The following is a 15,696-nucleotide window of genomic DNA, read 5'->3' as shown; positions in this document are numbered from 1 at the left end:
CCCCGCGCGCGGGGCGTCCACCCGGTGTTCCAGTCCCCGAGACCGGGCCGCGGCCCGCGGGGGACGGCGTCTCAGAACGGGTGCACGCCCACGGGCGTGGCCGGCAACGGACCGTATCCTTCCGCGATCCGTTGGTGATACGTGTCGCGACCGATCACTTCGAGCCCCACGATCTCCCAGGCCGGCAGCTGCGCGCTCTGCCGGTGCTCGCCCCACAGCCGCAGCGCGACGGCGGCCGCGTCGTGCAGGTCGCGGGCCTCTTCCCAGTAGCGGATCTCCGCGTGGTCCGGCGCGTACCTGCTGGTGAGCAGGAAGGGATGGTCGTACGCGAGCTGCTCGAGGCCCCGCCTGACCTCGTCCAGCGGGGCCTCGGCACCCGAGACGCTCAGCGTGACGTGCCACAGACGGGGCCCCTCCACCGTCTCGCCCTCCTGGCCCTCGCCCTTCTCGCCCTCGCGCGCGCGGTGCGCGTCGCTCTCGTACGCCGCACCTGCGGCGACGCTCGTCAGCGCCCGCTCAGCCGAGCCGCGGGACGCCGCCCCTGGGCGCACTCGTCTCACGACGGCCTCCTTTACGCATTAGTGGCGCGGATACGCAACGGTCGTGCGGAACTGTCTTCAACAAAGTTGAGCAGGCCAAGCGGTCCCGCGGGGCGGTTTTGGGGAGTTTCACCTTCCGTGGGCCGGGCCCCCGGCGGTGTTCGTGACGGTTTTCGGCCGGGGCGCACGAGGCGCGTGGGGCGGGTGGTCCGATGCGACCTGCGGCTTTTGCGAGGGCTCTGCGTGCAGCAGGACGAGGTCGTCGCGGTGCACGATCTCCCGCTCGTACGCAGGTCCGAGTTCCCGCGCCAGGTCCCGCGTGGAGCGGCCGATGAGCAACGGGATCTCCTTGGCGTCGAAGTTCACCAGACCGCGCGCCACCGCCCGCCCTCCGGCGTCCCGCAGCTCGACCGGGTCCCCCGCGGTGAAGTCGCCCTCGACGGCGGCGATGCCCGCGGGCAGCAGCGACTTGCGGCCCTCGACGACCGCGCGCACCGCGCCCTCGTCGAGGGTGAGCGCGCCGCGCGGCTCGGAGGCGTGCTGCAGCCACAGGAGGCGGTCGGCGGAGCGGCGTCCCGTGCGGTGGAAGTACGTGCCGGTGGCGCGGCCCGCGAGGGCGTCGCCCGCCTGGCTCGCGGAGGTCAGGACGACGGGGATGCCCGCGGCCGCGGCGATGCGCGCCGCCTCGACCTTGGTGACCATGCCGCCGGTGCCGACGCCCGCCTTGCCGGCGCTGCCGATCTCCACGTGCGCCATGTCGGCGGGGCCCGTGACCTCGTCGATGCGGGAGGTGCCCGGCTTGGCGGGGTCGCCGTCGTAGAGGCCGTCCACGTCGGAGAGGAGGACGAGGAGGTCGGCGTGGACGAGGTGGGCGACCAGGGCGGCGAGCCGGTCGTTGTCGCCGAAGCGGATCTCGTCGGTCGCCACGGTGTCGTTCTCGTTCACGACCGGCAGCGCGCCCATCGCCAGGAGCTGGTCCAGGGTGCGCGACGCGTTGCGGTGGTGGGCCCTGCGGGCCATGTCGTCGGAGGTGAGGAGCACCTGCCCCACGCGTACGCCGTAGCGCGCGAAGGAGGCGGTGTAGCGGGCCACGAGCAGGCCCTGGCCCACGCTGGCGGCGGCCTGCTGCCGGGCGAGGTCCTTGGGGCGCCGCACGAGGCCCAGCGGGGCGAGGCCCGCGGCGATGGCACCGGACGAGACGAGCACGATCTCGCGCTCGCCCCCGCTACGGCTCTTGGCGAGCACATCGACGAGCGCGTCAACACGGTCCGCGTCCAGGCCCCCCGATGCGGTGGTCAGGGATGACGACCCGACCTTGACGACGACCCGCCGGGCCTCTGCCACTGACTGCCTTGCCGCTGCCACGCTCTTCCCCAAATGATCCCGATGCCCCGGATCTGCGGTCTCCGGACCTGCAATCTACGTGAGCCCCGGGGCGGGGCGCCTGCCTGTTCCGAGGGGCGGACCGGGGCCGGGCAGCGCCTGGGCGCATTCCCGTCAGAGGCGGAAAACGCCCCTGAGGTTCAGTCCCTTTGCCCCTATATCAGGTGATTGATGTCACGGAAGATTGCTAGGGAGCCACTGCGCGTCATACGGTCAGTGGTCGACTTCCCCCCTTCCCTCTTCTTCCCCGCCAGGAGCCCAAGCCCGTGCCCTCTGCCGGACTCGCCCCCCGACGCATCGTGCAGCTGACAGCGCTGTTCGCGATGTTCGCGCTCTTCACGGCCCAGCTGGTGACCGCGCTGATTCCCTACGTCCCGGTGTTCGTCGCCGCGGCCGCGGCGAACCTCGCGCTCGACATCTATCTGCAGTACAAGCAGCCGGGCCTTCTCTCCCTCCTTGGCAAGATCCGCTTCGACGTCACGGTCCGCCAGCTGCTGCGCGACATGCTGATCCTCGTCGGCCTGCTGCGCATCGACGGCATCGAGCCGCTGGCCGAGCAGTCGCCGCTGACCATCGCGCTGCTCGCCTTCTACGTCCTGCACTTCTGCTGCCAGGCCGTCGCCGTGCTGGTGCGCCGCACCCGATCGCTGCCGATCGTCACGCGCAACATCGACACCTCAAAGCTGCACCTGACGGCCGCACCGCCGCGGATCCTCTCCCGGCGCCAGGCCCACCGCCTGCTCACCTTCTCGGTGCCGACCACGATCGGCCTGCTGGTCACCGCGGCGACCACCGACGCGTACTGGGGCGGCATCGGGCTCGCCGTCTCCCTCACGCTGATCGGCGCGGGCGCCCTCTACCTCGGCACCTGGCTGCTCCCCAAGAAGCGGGCGAAGAACGACCAGAAGGTCATGGAGTGGCTCGACGAGTGGCTCGCCGACTACAAGCCGACCGTCGCCATGTACTTCTCCGGCGGCACCACGTCCGCCTACCAGGCGAACATGTGGCTCTCCACGCTCGCCGACCTCGACGGCAAGCCGCTGATCGTGCTGCGCGAGCGGTTCATGGTGCAGAAGATCGACGCGACCGACGTCCCGATCATCTGCTTCCCGAAGGTCGCCACGATGTTCTCCCTGGAGACGTCGACGCTGAAGATGATGCTGCACCCGGCCAACGCCGCGAAGACCTCGCAGGTCCTGCGCATCCCCACGATCAAGCACGCCTTCATCAACCACGGCGAGAGCGACAAGCTCTCCTCCTGCAACCCCTACGCCAAGGCGTACGACGAGGTGTGGGTGGCAGGACCCGCGGCCCGCGACCGCTACCAGCTCGCGGACATCGGCGTCGAGGACAAGGACGTGGTCGAGGTCGGCCGCCCCCAGCTGTCCCCGATCCGCCCGTACGCCGGCGCCCCGACCGGCGCGTACACCACCGTCCTGTACGCCCCCACGTGGGAGGGCTGGGACGGCAACCCCGGCAACACCTCGGTGGTCCTGGCCGGCGAGAACATCGTCCGTGAGCTTCTGGCCGACCCGGGCGTGCGCCTGCTCTACAAGCCGCACCCGATGACCGGCTCGCAGAACCCGGCGGCGGGCGCCGCCAACGAGCGCATCAAGGCGATGATCCTCGCGGCCAACACGAAGCGCTCCGGCGCGCGTCCCGGTCCCGAGGCAGCGGCCGAGCTGACCGCCCGCACCGCGGCGCTGGACCTGCTGACCGCGCGGACCTTCCGCAAGAGCGCGGACGAGCAGGAGCGGATGATGCTCCAGGGCGCCCCCGAGGGCGGCCAGCAGGCGGCGGTGGCCGCGGCGACGTCCGCGTGGGAGACGGCGTTCTGGGCCTCCTTCCCCGAGTGGGAGCACCAGATCATCACGTCGGCGCGCCCCGCGATCTTCGCCTGCTTCAACCAGGCCGACCTGCTGATCAGCGACGTCTCCTCGGTCGTCTCGGACTGGCTGAGCAGCGAGAAGCCGTACGCGGTCGCCAACACGGCCGGCATGGGCGAGGCGGAGTTCCGCGCGAGCTTCCCGACGGCGTCGGCGGCGACGATCCTCGCCCCCGAGGCGGACGGCGTGGCGGACCTTCTGAAGGCCGTTCGCGACCCCGAGCTCGACACCCACGCGGAGGCCCGCGCGGAGCTCAAGGAGCACCTCCTGGGCCCCTCCGACCCGCCTTCCCTGACCCGCTTCAACGGCGCGGCCCTCGCGCTCTCCGCCCAGGCCGACGCCCGTCGCGCCCGCATGGCCTCCCGCATCGACGCGGACATCCCCGGCCAGCGCATCGCGGAGGAAGCGGCAGAGGAGATGGAACAGGACCCGAACGAGCAGAACGGCGCGGAAGACACGGTCACCGCGTAACGCCCTGACACACGAGAGACATACGAGAGGGGCCCCGGAGCATGTGCTCCGGGGCCCCTCTCGTTCTACCGCTCGGCTCGTTCCACCGCTCGGCTCTTACCGGCGACAGGAACCGGGAGGCCGGCCGGCACCCCGGTCCACGGCGCCCCGCCTAGAACGGCTCGAAGTCGTCGTACGCCTTCTGCGACTCGTCCCGCTCCGCCTCGCGGTCCCTGCGGCGCTGCGCGGCCGGGCGCGGCGCCTCCAGGCGGTGGTCCTCGCCACGGCGGCCGAGCATCTCCGCGCCCGCCATCATCGTCGGCTCCCAGTCGAAGACGACCGCGTTCTCCTCGGGGCCGATGGCGACGCCGTCGCCGTTGCGGGCGCCGGCCTTCATCAGCGCGTCCTCGACGCCGAGGCGGTTGAGGCGGTCCGCGAGGTAGCCGACGGCCTCGTCGTTGTTGAAGTCGGTCTGGCGCACCCAGCGCTCCGGCTTCTCGCCGCGCACGCGGTAGATGCCGTCCTCCTCCTGGGTGACGGTGAAGCCGCTGTCGTCCACGGCCTGGGGACGGATGACGATGCGGGTCGCCTCCTCCTTCGGCTTCGAGGCGCGCGCGGCCGAGACCAGCTCGGCGAGGCCGAAGGAGAGCTCCTTGAGGCCCTTGTGCGCGACGGCCGACACCTCGAAGACGCGGTAGCCGCGCTCCTCCAGGTCGGGCCTGACCAGGTCGGCGAGGTCCTGTCCGTCGGGTACGTCGACCTTGTTCAGGACGACGATGCGCGGCCGGTTCTCCAGGCCCGCGCCGTACTCCCGCAGCTCGGCCTCGATGACGTCGAGGTCGGAGACGGGGTCGCGGTCGGACTCCAGGGTCGCCGTGTCCAGGACGTGCACGAGCACGCTGCAGCGCTCGACGTGCCGCAGGAATTCCAGGCCGAGGCCGCGGCCCTGGCTGGCGCCGGGGATGAGGCCGGGCACGTCCGCGACGGTGTAGACGGTCGCGCCGGCCGTCACCACACCGAGGTTGGGGACGAGCGTCGTGAACGGGTAGTCCGCGATCTTCGGCTTCGCCGCGCTCAGCACGGAGATCAGCGAGGACTTGCCCGCGCTCGGGTAGCCCACCAGGGCCACGTCGGCGACGGTCTTGAGCTCCAGGACGATGTCCCGCTCCTCGCCGGGCACGCCGAGCAGCGCGAAGCCGGGGGCCTTGCGCCGGGCGGAGGCCAGCGCCGCGTTGCCGAGGCCGCCACGGCCGCCCTGGCCCGCGACGAAGGTGGTGCCCTGGCCGACCAGGTCGGCGAGGACGTTGCCCGCCTTGTCCAGGACGACGGTGCCGTCGGGGACGGGCAGCACCAGGTCCTGGCCGTCCTTGCCGGAACGGTTGTCGCCGGCTCCGGGCTGGCCGTTGGTGGCCTTGCGGTGCGGGCTGTGGTGGTAGTCGAGCAGCGTGGTGACGTCCTGGTCGACGACCAGGATCACGTCACCGCCACGGCCGCCGTTGCCGCCGTCCGGGCCGCCGAGCGGCTTGAACTTCTCACGGTGGACGGAGGCACAGCCGTGGCCCCCGTTACCCGCGGCGGCATGCAGCTCGACGCGGTCCACGAAGGTGGTCATGGTTCGGTGCCTCCTGGGGGTCCCCCCACGCCTTCGGGGCAGAGGGGGCGTACGGAAATGTCTTACGTCTAACACGCGAAAGGCGGACCCGCTTCCCGATCCGGGAAGAGAGGTCCGCCCTCGCAGAACTCGCTCGACGAGCGCCTAGTCAGTCAGAAAGACGGACTCAGGCGACCGGAACGATGTTCACGACCTTGCGGCCGCGGTGGGTACCGAACTCCACCGCACCGGCGTCCAGCGCGAACAAGGTGTCGTCCTTGCCGCGGCCGACGCCCGAGCCCGGGTGGAAGTGGGTGCCGCGCTGGCGGACCAGGATCTCACCGGCGTTGACGGTCTGACCGCCGAAGCGCTTCACGCCGAGCCGCTGAGCATTGGAATCGCGCCCGTTCCGAGTGGACGATGCGCCCTTCTTGTGTGCCATCTAGTCTCAGTCCCTTACTTCGCAGCCGTGGGGATGCCGGTGATCTTGATCGCCGTGTACTGCTGGCGGTGACCCTGACGACGGCGGTAGCCGGTCTTGTTCTTGTACCGAAGGATGTCGATCTTGACACCCTTGTGGTGGTCCACGACCTCGGCCTGCACCTTGATGCCGGCCAGCACCCACGGGTCGCTGGTCACGGCGTCGCCGTCGACAACGAGCAGGGTCGAGAGCTCGACCGTGTCGCCAACCTTGGCAGTGGAAATCTTGTCAACCTCAACGATGTCGTCGACAGCAACCTTGTGCTGGCGACCACCGCTGCGCACGATGGCGTACACGCGGATCTCTCTCTCGCTCGGAACGGGACCCCCGCAGTCCAGCCGCAAGCAAGAAGCGAGCGGCCTCTCTCACGGCACAGGCCACGAGAGGAAAAAGGTTTACGAGGGGTGGGCGTGCATAGGAACACGCCGACGGTCAAGATTACGGGGCCGGTCGACACGGGTCAAACCGGCCCCTCGCCCCGACTCAGGTGACCGGGTTCTCACCGTCCGGCGGCAGCGGCTTGACGCCCTTGCACAGGTCCGTCTTGTCCGCGCTGCCCGGCCAGGCCACGGCGCGCGAGCGGTCGAAGTGCGAGCGGTAGGTGTCGTGCACCGAGTCGTCGTCGATCTTGACGATCGCCTCGTCGTTCTCGCGCAGCGCGGGCGCCGTGTAGTTCTGCGAGCCCGTGAAGGAGACCTTGTTCCGCTTGCCGTCGTACATGCCGTCCACGAGCAGGTACTTCGAGTGGATGATGTACGGCGTGGTCAGCCGGGTACCGGGGTGCAGCGGGTCCCGGTCGTCGTTGTAGCAGCGCACGGAGGGGCCGCCGGACTTGTGGAGCTGCTCCCAGGTGCCCGGGGTGCCGCCCTGGCTCTTGGCGCTGTCCGTCTCCGCGTACAGGATGCTCACCGAGCAGCCCGCCTTCTTCAGCGAGACCAGCTTGTCGGCGATCTGCTGCCGGGTGATCTTGAAGATGGCGGCGCGGACCTTCGTGTGCTGCGTGGTGCCCGCCGCGTCCTTGTACGTGCACTTCACGTTGTTCAGGACCGAGTACATGGTGTCGGTCTCGTTCACCGTGCCGTTGCGCGGGAAGAAGTACGCCTTGTAGCGGCCGCTGCTGACCGTGCGGTAGTCCCAGTCCGCCCAGCGCTTGCCGAGCATGTCCGTGAAGTACTCGGCGTACGCGTCGTACATCGCGGGGTTGTCCGGCAGCAGCAGCGCGTCGTTGTAGAACTTCGTGTGCGCCGACGGCGTCGAGTTCGACGTGGTCTGCACGACGACGTCCTTGGCGCCCTGCACCTGGGAGAACAGCCAGAACTTGTTGTGCATGATCGACTTGCCGTACCGCGGGTTGCCCAGGCAGGACTTCCCGGTCGGACAGAGCGTCACGAAGGACGACTTCGCCGTGCTGGTGCCGAGCGCCGTCTTGAGCGTGTTGTACGAGGTGTTCGTCGGGCGGTCGCTCTTGCTGGTCTCGTCGAGCAGGATTTGCACGTGCACGCCGCGGTTCTTGGCGGCGACGAGCGCGTCGACGACCGAGGCCTCCCACACGTGGTAGACCGCGACCTTGATCGTCGAGCCGCGCACCGCGGAGTTCGTCAGCTCGATCAGCCGGGCCCGGATCGCGTACTGCCGGTCGACGGAGCCCTTCGGGTCGTTGAAGATCGGCCCCTCGGTCCAGGTGGGCGCCGTCGTGTCCGCCGCGGCACTCCCCACGGAACCCGCGGCCTGCAGCCCCGCCGCCGACAGGACGGTGGCCAGCGCCACCGCCTGGCGGCCGCCCTTGACCGGTTTGACCGCACGGTGTCGTCCCGTGCCTCGCAGGCGCGCGTGCGCCATGTCTCATCCCTCCCCTGACGCGCGCGCCGTCTCCCCAAACGCGCGCACGTCTTCGTTCACTCATCAGATCTGTTCACTCATCAGACCGCACGAGTTTTACAGGTGTCCCTCCAGCCCTCCAAGGGGGCCCCGCCGACTTCACGCTTTCGGGCCGTGCCGGCCGCGGACGCCGGACACGACCGTGCCCCCTGTCCGGCGGGAACGCCGGACAGGGGGCACGGATGTGCGAAGGGTCAGCCCTCGCTGGACGCGCTGGCGGAGACGCCGGACGGCGTCTGCTCCGCCGCCGCGGCCTTCTTCGCCGTCGTCTTCGACGCCTTCTTGGCCGTCGTCTTCTTTGCGGCCGTCGTCTTCTTGGCCGCGGTCTTCTTGGTGGCGGCCTTCTTGGCCGGCGCCTTCTTGGCGGTCTTGCGCGCCGTCTTCTTGGCCGGAGCGGCGTCCTCGGCCGGAGCCTCGGCCTCCGCGTCGGCCTTCCCGGCGGGCTTCTCCGCCGCGGGGACGACCATGACGGCCGTCTCCTCGGACGCGGTCGGCGCGGTTGCCTTGCGCACCGCACGCCGGCGCGCACGCGGCGGCGCGGCGTCGGCGGCGGGCGCCTCGGCCACGGCCTCGGTCACCGGCTCGGCGACGGGCTCCGCCTTGGGCGCCTCGGCCACGACCACCTGGGCGGCCTCGGCCGCGTCGCTCTCGGCACCCTTCGGGGCGCCGGCCGGCGACGTCGCCTTGCGGACCGCACGACGGCGCGTACGACCCTTCGGCGCGGCGTCCGCGGCGTCCGCTACGGGAGCCTCAACCGCCGCCGCAGGGGCCTTGTGGGCCTCCTCGACCGCCTCGGGGCTGCCCACGACCGGGTCCTCGGCCGCCGGGGCCTCGGTGCGCGCCACGTCGGACTCGACGACCGGCACCTCCGCCTCCCGGGCCTCGGCCTGCGCGGCCTTCTCCGCCTTCGCGGCGGACTTGGCCTTCCGGCCCGACTTCTTCGCCTTCGGTGCGGCCTCCGCCTTGGGAGCCTCCTCCTTGGGCTCCTCCACCGGGGCGCTCTCCGCGCGGGGAGCGCCCGCCGGAGCCGACGCACGCCGGGTCGCGCGGCGGCGCGAACGCCCGCCGCGGTGAGCCGCCGCCTCGGCCTCGGCCGCGCTGCTGTACAGCTCCTCGTCCGGGACGAACTCGGGCTCGGGCAGCGCCACGGGAGCGGCCGCCTCGGCCGCGACCTCGGCCTCGGTCTCCACGGCGGAGTCCGCCGCATCGTCCGTACCGTCGTCGTGCGTGTGCTCGTGACCGTGGTCCTGGTGCTCCGAGCCGCCGCGGCCGCGCTTCTTGCGCTTGCCGCCGCCCCCTGCGGAGGTCGGCTGCTCCATGTGCACGATGACGCCGCGGCCGTTGCAGTGCACGCAGGTCTCGGAGAAGGACTCCAGGAGCCCCTGTCCGACACGCTTGCGGGTCATCTGGACCAGGCCGAGCGAGGTGACCTCGGCGACCTGGTGCTTCGTACGGTCGCGACCGAGGCATTCCAGGAGGCGCCGCAGGACCAGGTCCCGGTTGGACTCCAGGACCATGTCGATGAAGTCGATGACGACGATGCCGCCGAGGTCCCGCAGGCGCAGCTGGCGCACGATCTCCTCGGCCGCTTCGAGGTTGTTCCTCGTCACGGTCTCTTCGAGGTTGCCGCCCTGCCCGGTGAACTTACCGGTGTTGACGTCGACGACGATCATCGCCTCGGTCTTGTCGATCACCAGCGAGCCGCCGCTCGGCAGCCAGACCTTGCGGTCGAGCGCCTTGGCGAGCTGCTCGTCGATGCGGTACGTCGCGAAGACGTCGACCTCGGACGTCCACCGGGAGAGGCGGTCCGCCAGGTCGGGCGCGACGTGCGAGACGTAGCCGTGGATGGTCTCCCACGCCTCGTCGCCGCTCACGATGACCTTGGAGAAGTCCTCGTTGAAGATGTCGCGGACGACGCGGACGGTCATGTCCGGCTCGCCGTACAGCAGGCTCGGCGAGCTCGTGGAGGCCGCCTTCGCCTTCTTCTGGATGTCCTCCCACTGCTGCTGCAGACGCTCGACGTCGCGGCGCAGCTCGTCCTCGCTCGCGCCCTCGGCCGCGGTGCGCACGATGACGCCGGCGTCCTCGGGGACGATCTTCTTGAGGATGGTCTTCAGACGCGCGCGCTCGGTGTCGGGCAGCTTGCGGCTGATGCCGGTCATCGAGCCCTCGGGCACGTAGACCAGGTACCGGCCGGGCAGCGAGACCTGGCTGGTCAGGCGGGCGCCCTTGTGGCCGATCGGGTCCTTCGTGACCTGGACGAGGACGGACTGGCCGGACTTCAGGGCGGACTCGATGCGGCGCGGCCCGTTGGCCATGCCGAGCGCCTCGAAGTTGACCTCACCGGCGTACAGCACCGCGTTGCGGCCCTTGCCGATGTCAATGAACGCGGCCTCCATGGACGGCAGCACGTTCTGGACCTTGCCCAGGTAGACGTTGCCGACGTACGAGGTGGCCTGCTCCTTGTTGACGTAGTGCTCGACGAGCACGTTGTCCTCGAGGACGCCGATCTGGGTGCGCTCGCCGTTCTGGCGGACGACCATCACGCGCTCGACGGCCTCGCGGCGCGCCAGGAACTCCGCCTCGGTGATGATCGGCACGCGGCGGCGGCCCTGCTCACGGCCCTCGCGACGGCGCTGCTTCTTGGCCTCGAGACGCGTCGAGCCCTTGATGGACTGGACCTCGTCGACGCCGGTGCCGGGCTCGCGCTCTTCCTTCTTGCGCGGCTCACGGACCTTGACGACCGTGCGCTCGGGGTCGCCGTCGCCCGGCTCGCCCTCGCCGGAGTCACCGGCACGCCGACGGCGCCGACGGCGGCGACGGCTGCTGCTGGAACCGGAGCCGCCGGACTCGGAGGCCGACTCCTCGGCCTCGTCGTCCTGCCCTTCGGCGTCCGCGTCCGGGGCGTCCGCGGCGTCCGCGGCGTCATCGTCGGAACCGCCCTGCTCGACGGCGTCGTCGGCGTCGCCCGACGCGTCGTGCTGCTCGTTGTCCTGGTCGGCGGAGTCACCGCGGCGACGGCGACGGCCACCACGACGACGGCGGCGGCCCTGGCGCTCGCCGGAGTCCTCCGCGTCGTCGTCGGAGTCGTGCTGATCGGCGGAGGTGTCCTCGGCCTGTGCGGCGTCGTCGGCCTGCTCGGCCGGCTCCGTCCGCGCGGGCTTGGCGGGCTCGCGCTCCTCGGCGGCGGGCTGCTCGTCCGCGGCGCGACGGCGGCGGCGACGGCGCGGCGTCTGCTCCTCCTCCGCCACGGGGGCGGCCGGGGCCGCCTGGGTGGCCGGGGCGGCCTCGGCGGGCTCCTCGGCGGCCTCGGCGGCGGCCGCCGCGGCGGCGCGCTCCGGGGTCTGGAACATCGGCTCGGCGAAGACCGGGGCCTGGAAGACGGCGACGGCCGGGCGGGCGTTCTTGCGCCCGCCGTTGTCGCCGGACTCGTCGGCCTGCTGCGCCTTGCGCGCCTTCTGGGCGGACGGCGCGGAGAAGCCGGTGGCGGCGGTCTTGCGGGTGGCGCGGCGGCGACGGCCGCGGGGGGCGTCCTCGTCCGAGGGCTCGGCGTCGGCGGCGGCGGGCGCCTCCTCGACGGCGGCGGGCTTCTCGGCGGCCTTCGCCCTGCCCCGGTCCTTGTCCCGCGCCTTGCCCTGGGCCTTCTCCGGGGTCTCCTCGGCAGGCTGGGTGTCGGCGGGGGCGGCGGGCGCGGACGCGCCGCGGACGGCACGACGGCGCGAACGGCGCGGCGCGGCGTCCTCGGCGGCGGGCCCGGCCTGGGCGGCCTGGGCGATCTCGGGCTCGTTCGGCACCGGGGCCTCCTCGACGGCGGCGGCCGGCTCCGCGGCGGCGGCCTGCGGCGCGCCGGCGGGAGCGGAGGCGCGGCGGGTCGCACGGCGACGGGCACGCGGCGCGGGGGCGGCCTCCTCGGCCTCTTCCCCGGTGGCCGGAGCGGCCTCGGCGGCGTCGGTGGCCGCGGCGGCCTTGCCGTTCTTGGTGTTCTTGGTGGTCTTGGGGGTCTTCGCGTCCTCTGCGGGCGCGGCGGCCTCGGCGGCGGGCGCCGTCGCCTCGGCCGTCTGCGGCGCACCGGCCGGCGCGGAGGCACGGCGGGTGGCGCGGCGGCGGGCGCGCGGGGCCGGGGCGGCCTCGGGCTCGACGGCGGGCTCCGGGGCCTCGGCCGTCACCTCGGCCTCGGCGGCCTCGTCGGCCTCTTCGATCTCGGGGGCCTCTTCGGCGGCGGGGGTGGCCGGTATGGCCGGAGCGGCGCCTTCGGCGGCTCCCGTCGGCGGTCCCGCCGGTCGCGACGCGGCGCGGCGCCTGCGGCGCGGCGGCAAGGTGTCGCTGGGCGTGTTGTTGTCCTGCGAGCCCTCAGTGGGTTCGTTCGGCTCAAGCATGCGGGCGGTTCTCCCGTCACGCTCCCGGGCGCCGCGCCTGGTCCGGTGATGGCCGCAGCTCGCGCTAGGTGCGCGGGGCCGCCATCCGGGGCGCGGGCGCCGCACGGGAGCTCTATGTCTTGTCTCGCCGGTTCCGTACGCCCAAATGCGGACGGCCTGGCGAAAGTCTCGGTCAGTGCGCTGCCCGACCCAGGTGGCTCCCGAGTACGAGGGCTGCGCGGTGACGTACGTCCTTAACGGGGGCCTTCCGGCACCGGCGCCTTCGCGGCGGCAGGTACGGCGGCCGTGGGTGATGCGGCCGAATCTGCCTCGCGGTCGGGCGCGAGCGGGTCGGTCACCGTGCCGGTCTCTTCATCGAAAAGCCCCTGCGCCAGCCTGGTCACCGCTGCGGGGACCGGCGGCGCCAGGTCGGCCACAGCTCGGAGACCGGACAGGACGTCGTCAGGTCGTACGGCAGGTGTCACGTGCCGAACAACCAGCCGCAGTATCGCACAGGGCTTGTCGGTCGGCCTATCAGCGTCGTGAGCAGTCGCTTCGCGGTCGGCGAGCGCGAGGCTCACGACGGCCTCGCGTGCGTCGAAGGTGCGCATGCCGTTCTTGGTGCGGCGCTGGACCTCGACCTGCTCCGCGGCCGTGAACAGGTCGGCGGCGCGCTGTGCCGCCGCGCTCTCCACGCCGTCCAGGCGCAGTTCCCAGACGGAGGCCGTGAGGCGGTCGGCGAGTCCGGAGGTGCGGGACTCGACGGCGTCGACGATGTCCAGCCCGGTCGGCATCGACTCGTCGAGGAGCTCACGGAGCTTCTCGGGGTCGCGCGGCGCGGTGAGCGCGATCTCCACGTACTCGGCCTCGCTGCCGGTGCCGGTGGGTGCGGCATTGGCGTACGACACCTTGGGGTGCGGGGTGAATCCCGCCGAGTACGCCATGGGCACCTCGGCGCGGCGCAGCGCCCGCTCGAAGGCACGCTGGAAGTCACGGTGGCTGGTGAACCGGAGGCGGCCGCGCTTGGTGTAGCGCAGTCGGATGCGCTGCACCGCGGGTGCGGGCGGCGGGCCTACGGGCTGTCGCTTGCCCAGGGGAACTTCTCCTTGTGTGCGGGCCGGGAGACACCCCGCTGCGGAGCGGAGTGGTGCGGGTGGGGTTCGCCCGGCGCCGTCCGGTCGGACCGTCCGGTCGGGATCATCCCCACCCGGGCGGGGAAACCGCACTCCCGGGCTTCTTCTCTAGGTTACGCGGCTCCGGCGTGTCCGGTTCCCGCCGGGCCACCGGTACCGGGGCGGACCCGCCCCGGGCCACCGCCACCGGCGCCGCTTCCTTCGGCGCCCCGAAGAGCATCCGGCGTACCTCGGCGCGGGTCTGGCGCACGCTCTCCCTGGCCGCGGTGAGGGCCTGCCGCGTGGTGCGGCGCACGCTCCTGGCGGCCGCGGCGGCGGGCCGCCACACCACGTCGCGGACCATGTGTCCCAGGGGGGTGAGCACCGACCGGTAGGCCCACCGCACCGGCTCCACGAAGATCCACCGAAGGAGCGTGCCGAGGAACCGGCCGACGACGAGCGAGAGGTGTCCCGCGACACGCCAGGCGTGCCCGAGCGCGTCGCCGATCTCGCGCGCGACGACGGCGATCGCGCGTCCGACGGGGGCGAGCACCCAGCGCCACACGGCGACGGCGGGCACGACGAGGAGCCAGCGCAGCAGCGTCGTGACGACGGTCCAGACGCCGCCGGCCAGCCAGGCGATCCCGGCGCCGATCCCCCGTACGGTCCACGCGATGCCGTGCCCGAGGGGCGTGAGGACGGACCGGTACAGCCACACCGAGGGGATCACGATCAGCACCCGGCCCAGCCAGGCGATCCCGATGCCGGCCGGCACGACCACGTACCGCCACAGCGCCACCCACGGCCAGACGAAGACCGCCTTGAACAGCCAGGTCAGCACCGCGCCGATGCCGCGTCCGGCCGCGGCGGCCCCGGCTCCGATACCCCGCGCCAGCCACGCGATCGCGTGCCCGAGAGGCGTGAGGACGGACCGGTACAGCCACACCGAGGGGAGGACGAACAGCACCCGGCCCAGCCGGCCCAGACCTGTGCCGATCCCCCGTACCGTCCACGCGATGCCGTGCCCGAGGGGCGTGAGCACGGACCGGTACAGCCACCTGGCGGGGACGACGAACAGGATCCGCCCCAGCCAGGCGAGAGCGACGCCGACCGGCACCACCACGTACCGCCACAGCGCCACCCACGGCCAGACGAACACCGCCTTGAACAGCCAGGTCAGCACCGCGCCGATGCCGCGTCCGAGGGGGCGCAGCACGGTGCGCCAGACGAAACGGCCGCACACGGCGAGCGCGTCCCAGACCAGCCGCACGGGCACGACGAGCACGAGCACGACGATCCGCACCGGGATGCGGATGGCGACGGCGAGACAGCCCTCGGGCTGCGGCTGCGAGGGCTGTACGGGCGGCGCGGGCCGTGCGGGCGGCGCGGGCCGTGCCGGCGGCTGTCCGGCCTGCTGCTGCGGCCGCTTCTCCAGGTCCATGTCGTCCTAGACGCGTGAGGCGTCGGTTCGGATCCGGCCGGTGTCGATCCAGTACCGCAGCTTGCCGCCCCGCTCGTCCTCGAAGGCGCCGCCCACCGCCTCGATCACCTTGCGCGAGCCGGTGTTGTCGGTGTCGCAGGTCACCAGGACGGATTCCAGGCCGAGTTCGGCCGCGTACGGGAGGCAGGCGCGGAGCATCTCGGTGGCGTGGCCGCGGCGGCGGGCGGTGGGCCGGACGTCGTAGCCGATGTGGCCGCCGTACTCGCGCAGGAAGCGGGTGCCGACGGTGTGCCGGACGGTGACGCGGCCGAAGTAGTCGGCGCCGTCGACGTACCAGAGGGTCGTCACGGGGACGGCGTGCGGCTCGGTGGGGCGGGCGGCGGCGCGGACCTCGGCGACGTACGCGTCGAAGACCGCGCGGTCGCGCCACCGGGTGCCGTAGTCGCGCAGGGTGCCGCCGAGCGCCGAGTCGTCGCCCGGACCGCCCTGTCCCTCGGCCCGCAGCTCCTCCATCGCGGCGACGAAGGAGCGGTGTACCAGGCCGCTGGGCAGGGCGAGTCGGGGCATGGGCCGGTGCTCG

At 72.4% G+C, this 15,696-nt stretch carries 11 protein-coding genes; 1 reads left to right on the top strand and 10 read right to left on the bottom strand.

The genetic code is table 11. From position 1 onward, the window contains the following. Positions 1 to 71: 71 nt before the first annotated feature. Positions 72 to 560: a hypothetical protein gene (locus ACZ592_RS27820; RefSeq protein WP_471584365.1), complete on the bottom strand. Its 489-nt coding sequence runs from the start codon at positions 558 to 560 to the stop codon at positions 72 to 74. Between the two features lie 108 nt (positions 561 to 668). Beyond that, positions 669 to 1,883, bottom strand: a complete 1,215-nt coding sequence (gene proB / locus ACZ592_RS27815) for a glutamate 5-kinase (RefSeq protein ID WP_471584364.1) — start codon at positions 1,881 to 1,883, stop codon at positions 669 to 671. A 305-nt stretch (positions 1,884 to 2,188) separates the two neighbouring features. On the opposite strand from proB, the gene ACZ592_RS27810 reads away from it, so the two are divergent. Next, a complete protein-coding gene (locus ACZ592_RS27810; RefSeq protein WP_471584363.1) occupies positions 2,189 to 4,279 on the top strand; it encodes a hypothetical protein in 2,091 nt (696 codons plus the stop codon). A gap of 151 nt (positions 4,280 to 4,430) precedes the next feature. On the opposite strand, the gene obgE is transcribed toward ACZ592_RS27810, so the two are convergent. The 8 genes from obgE to ACZ592_RS27770 all read right to left on the bottom strand — a co-directional run bounded on the left by obgE (position 4,431) and on the right by ACZ592_RS27770 (position 15,683). Further along, positions 4,431 to 5,870, bottom strand: a complete 1,440-nt coding sequence (gene obgE, locus ACZ592_RS27805) for a GTPase ObgE (RefSeq protein WP_471584362.1) — start codon at positions 5,868 to 5,870, stop codon at positions 4,431 to 4,433. 166 nt (positions 5,871 to 6,036) lie between these two features. Beyond that, positions 6,037 to 6,291: a 50S ribosomal protein L27 gene (gene rpmA / locus ACZ592_RS27800; RefSeq protein ID WP_030564037.1), complete on the bottom strand. Its 255-nt coding sequence runs from the start codon at positions 6,289 to 6,291 to the stop codon at positions 6,037 to 6,039. Between the two features lie 14 nt (positions 6,292 to 6,305). After that, positions 6,306 to 6,626 carry a 50S ribosomal protein L21 gene (rplU, locus tag ACZ592_RS27795; RefSeq protein WP_055555985.1) on the bottom strand — a complete coding sequence of 107 codons (321 nt, stop codon included), beginning with the start codon at positions 6,624 to 6,626 and terminating at the stop codon, positions 6,306 to 6,308. Between the two features lie 187 nt (positions 6,627 to 6,813). After that, a complete protein-coding gene (locus ACZ592_RS27790; RefSeq protein WP_471584361.1) occupies positions 6,814 to 8,169 on the bottom strand; it encodes a phospholipase D-like domain-containing protein in 1,356 nt (451 codons plus the stop codon). 233 nt (positions 8,170 to 8,402) lie between these two features. Continuing rightward, positions 8,403 to 12,584, bottom strand: a complete 4,182-nt coding sequence (locus tag ACZ592_RS27785; protein ID WP_471584360.1) for an Rne/Rng family ribonuclease — start codon at positions 12,582 to 12,584, stop codon at positions 8,403 to 8,405. Positions 12,585 to 12,817: 233 nt separating this feature from the next. Beyond that, complete coding sequence (locus ACZ592_RS27780; protein ID WP_471584359.1) at positions 12,818 to 13,615, bottom strand: TIGR03936 family radical SAM-associated protein; 798 nt, start codon at positions 13,613 to 13,615, stop codon at positions 12,818 to 12,820. Positions 13,616 to 13,760: 145 nt separating this feature from the next. After that, a complete protein-coding gene (locus tag ACZ592_RS27775; protein WP_471584358.1) occupies positions 13,761 to 15,116 on the bottom strand; it encodes a hypothetical protein in 1,356 nt (451 codons plus the stop codon). Positions 15,117 to 15,122: 6 nt separating this feature from the next. After that, positions 15,123 to 15,683, bottom strand: a complete 561-nt coding sequence (locus ACZ592_RS27770) for a GNAT family N-acetyltransferase (protein WP_471584357.1) — start codon at positions 15,681 to 15,683, stop codon at positions 15,123 to 15,125. Between the last annotated feature and the right edge of the window lie 13 nt (positions 15,684 to 15,696).

The organism is Streptomyces sp. NPDC040622 (assembly GCF_055593965.1).
The sequence above is the reverse complement of the archived record's forward strand: the minus strand, read 5'-3'. Positions and strand labels throughout refer to the sequence as shown.

What these genes read in the sequence shown, in the direction of transcription:
- obgE (WP_471584362.1), bottom strand. Translation starts at nt 5,870, where the DNA reads ATGACCACCTTCGTGGACCGCGTCGAGCTGCATGCCGCCGCGGGTAAC.
- rpmA (WP_030564037.1), bottom strand. Translation starts at nt 6,291, where the DNA reads ATGGCACACAAGAAGGGCGCATCGTCCACTCGGAACGGGCGCGATTCC.
- ACZ592_RS27790 (WP_471584361.1), bottom strand. Translation starts at nt 8,169, where the DNA reads ATGGCGCACGCGCGCCTGCGAGGCACGGGACGACACCGTGCGGTCAAA.
- ACZ592_RS27785 (WP_471584360.1), bottom strand. Translation starts at nt 12,584, where the DNA reads ATGCTTGAGCCGAACGAACCCACTGAGGGCTCGCAGGACAACAACACG.
- ACZ592_RS27775 (WP_471584358.1), bottom strand. Translation starts at nt 15,116, where the DNA reads ATGGACCTGGAGAAGCGGCCGCAGCAGCAGGCCGGACAGCCGCCGGCA.
- ACZ592_RS27770 (WP_471584357.1), bottom strand. Translation starts at nt 15,683, where the DNA reads ATGCCCCGACTCGCCCTGCCCAGCGGCCTGGTACACCGCTCCTTCGTC.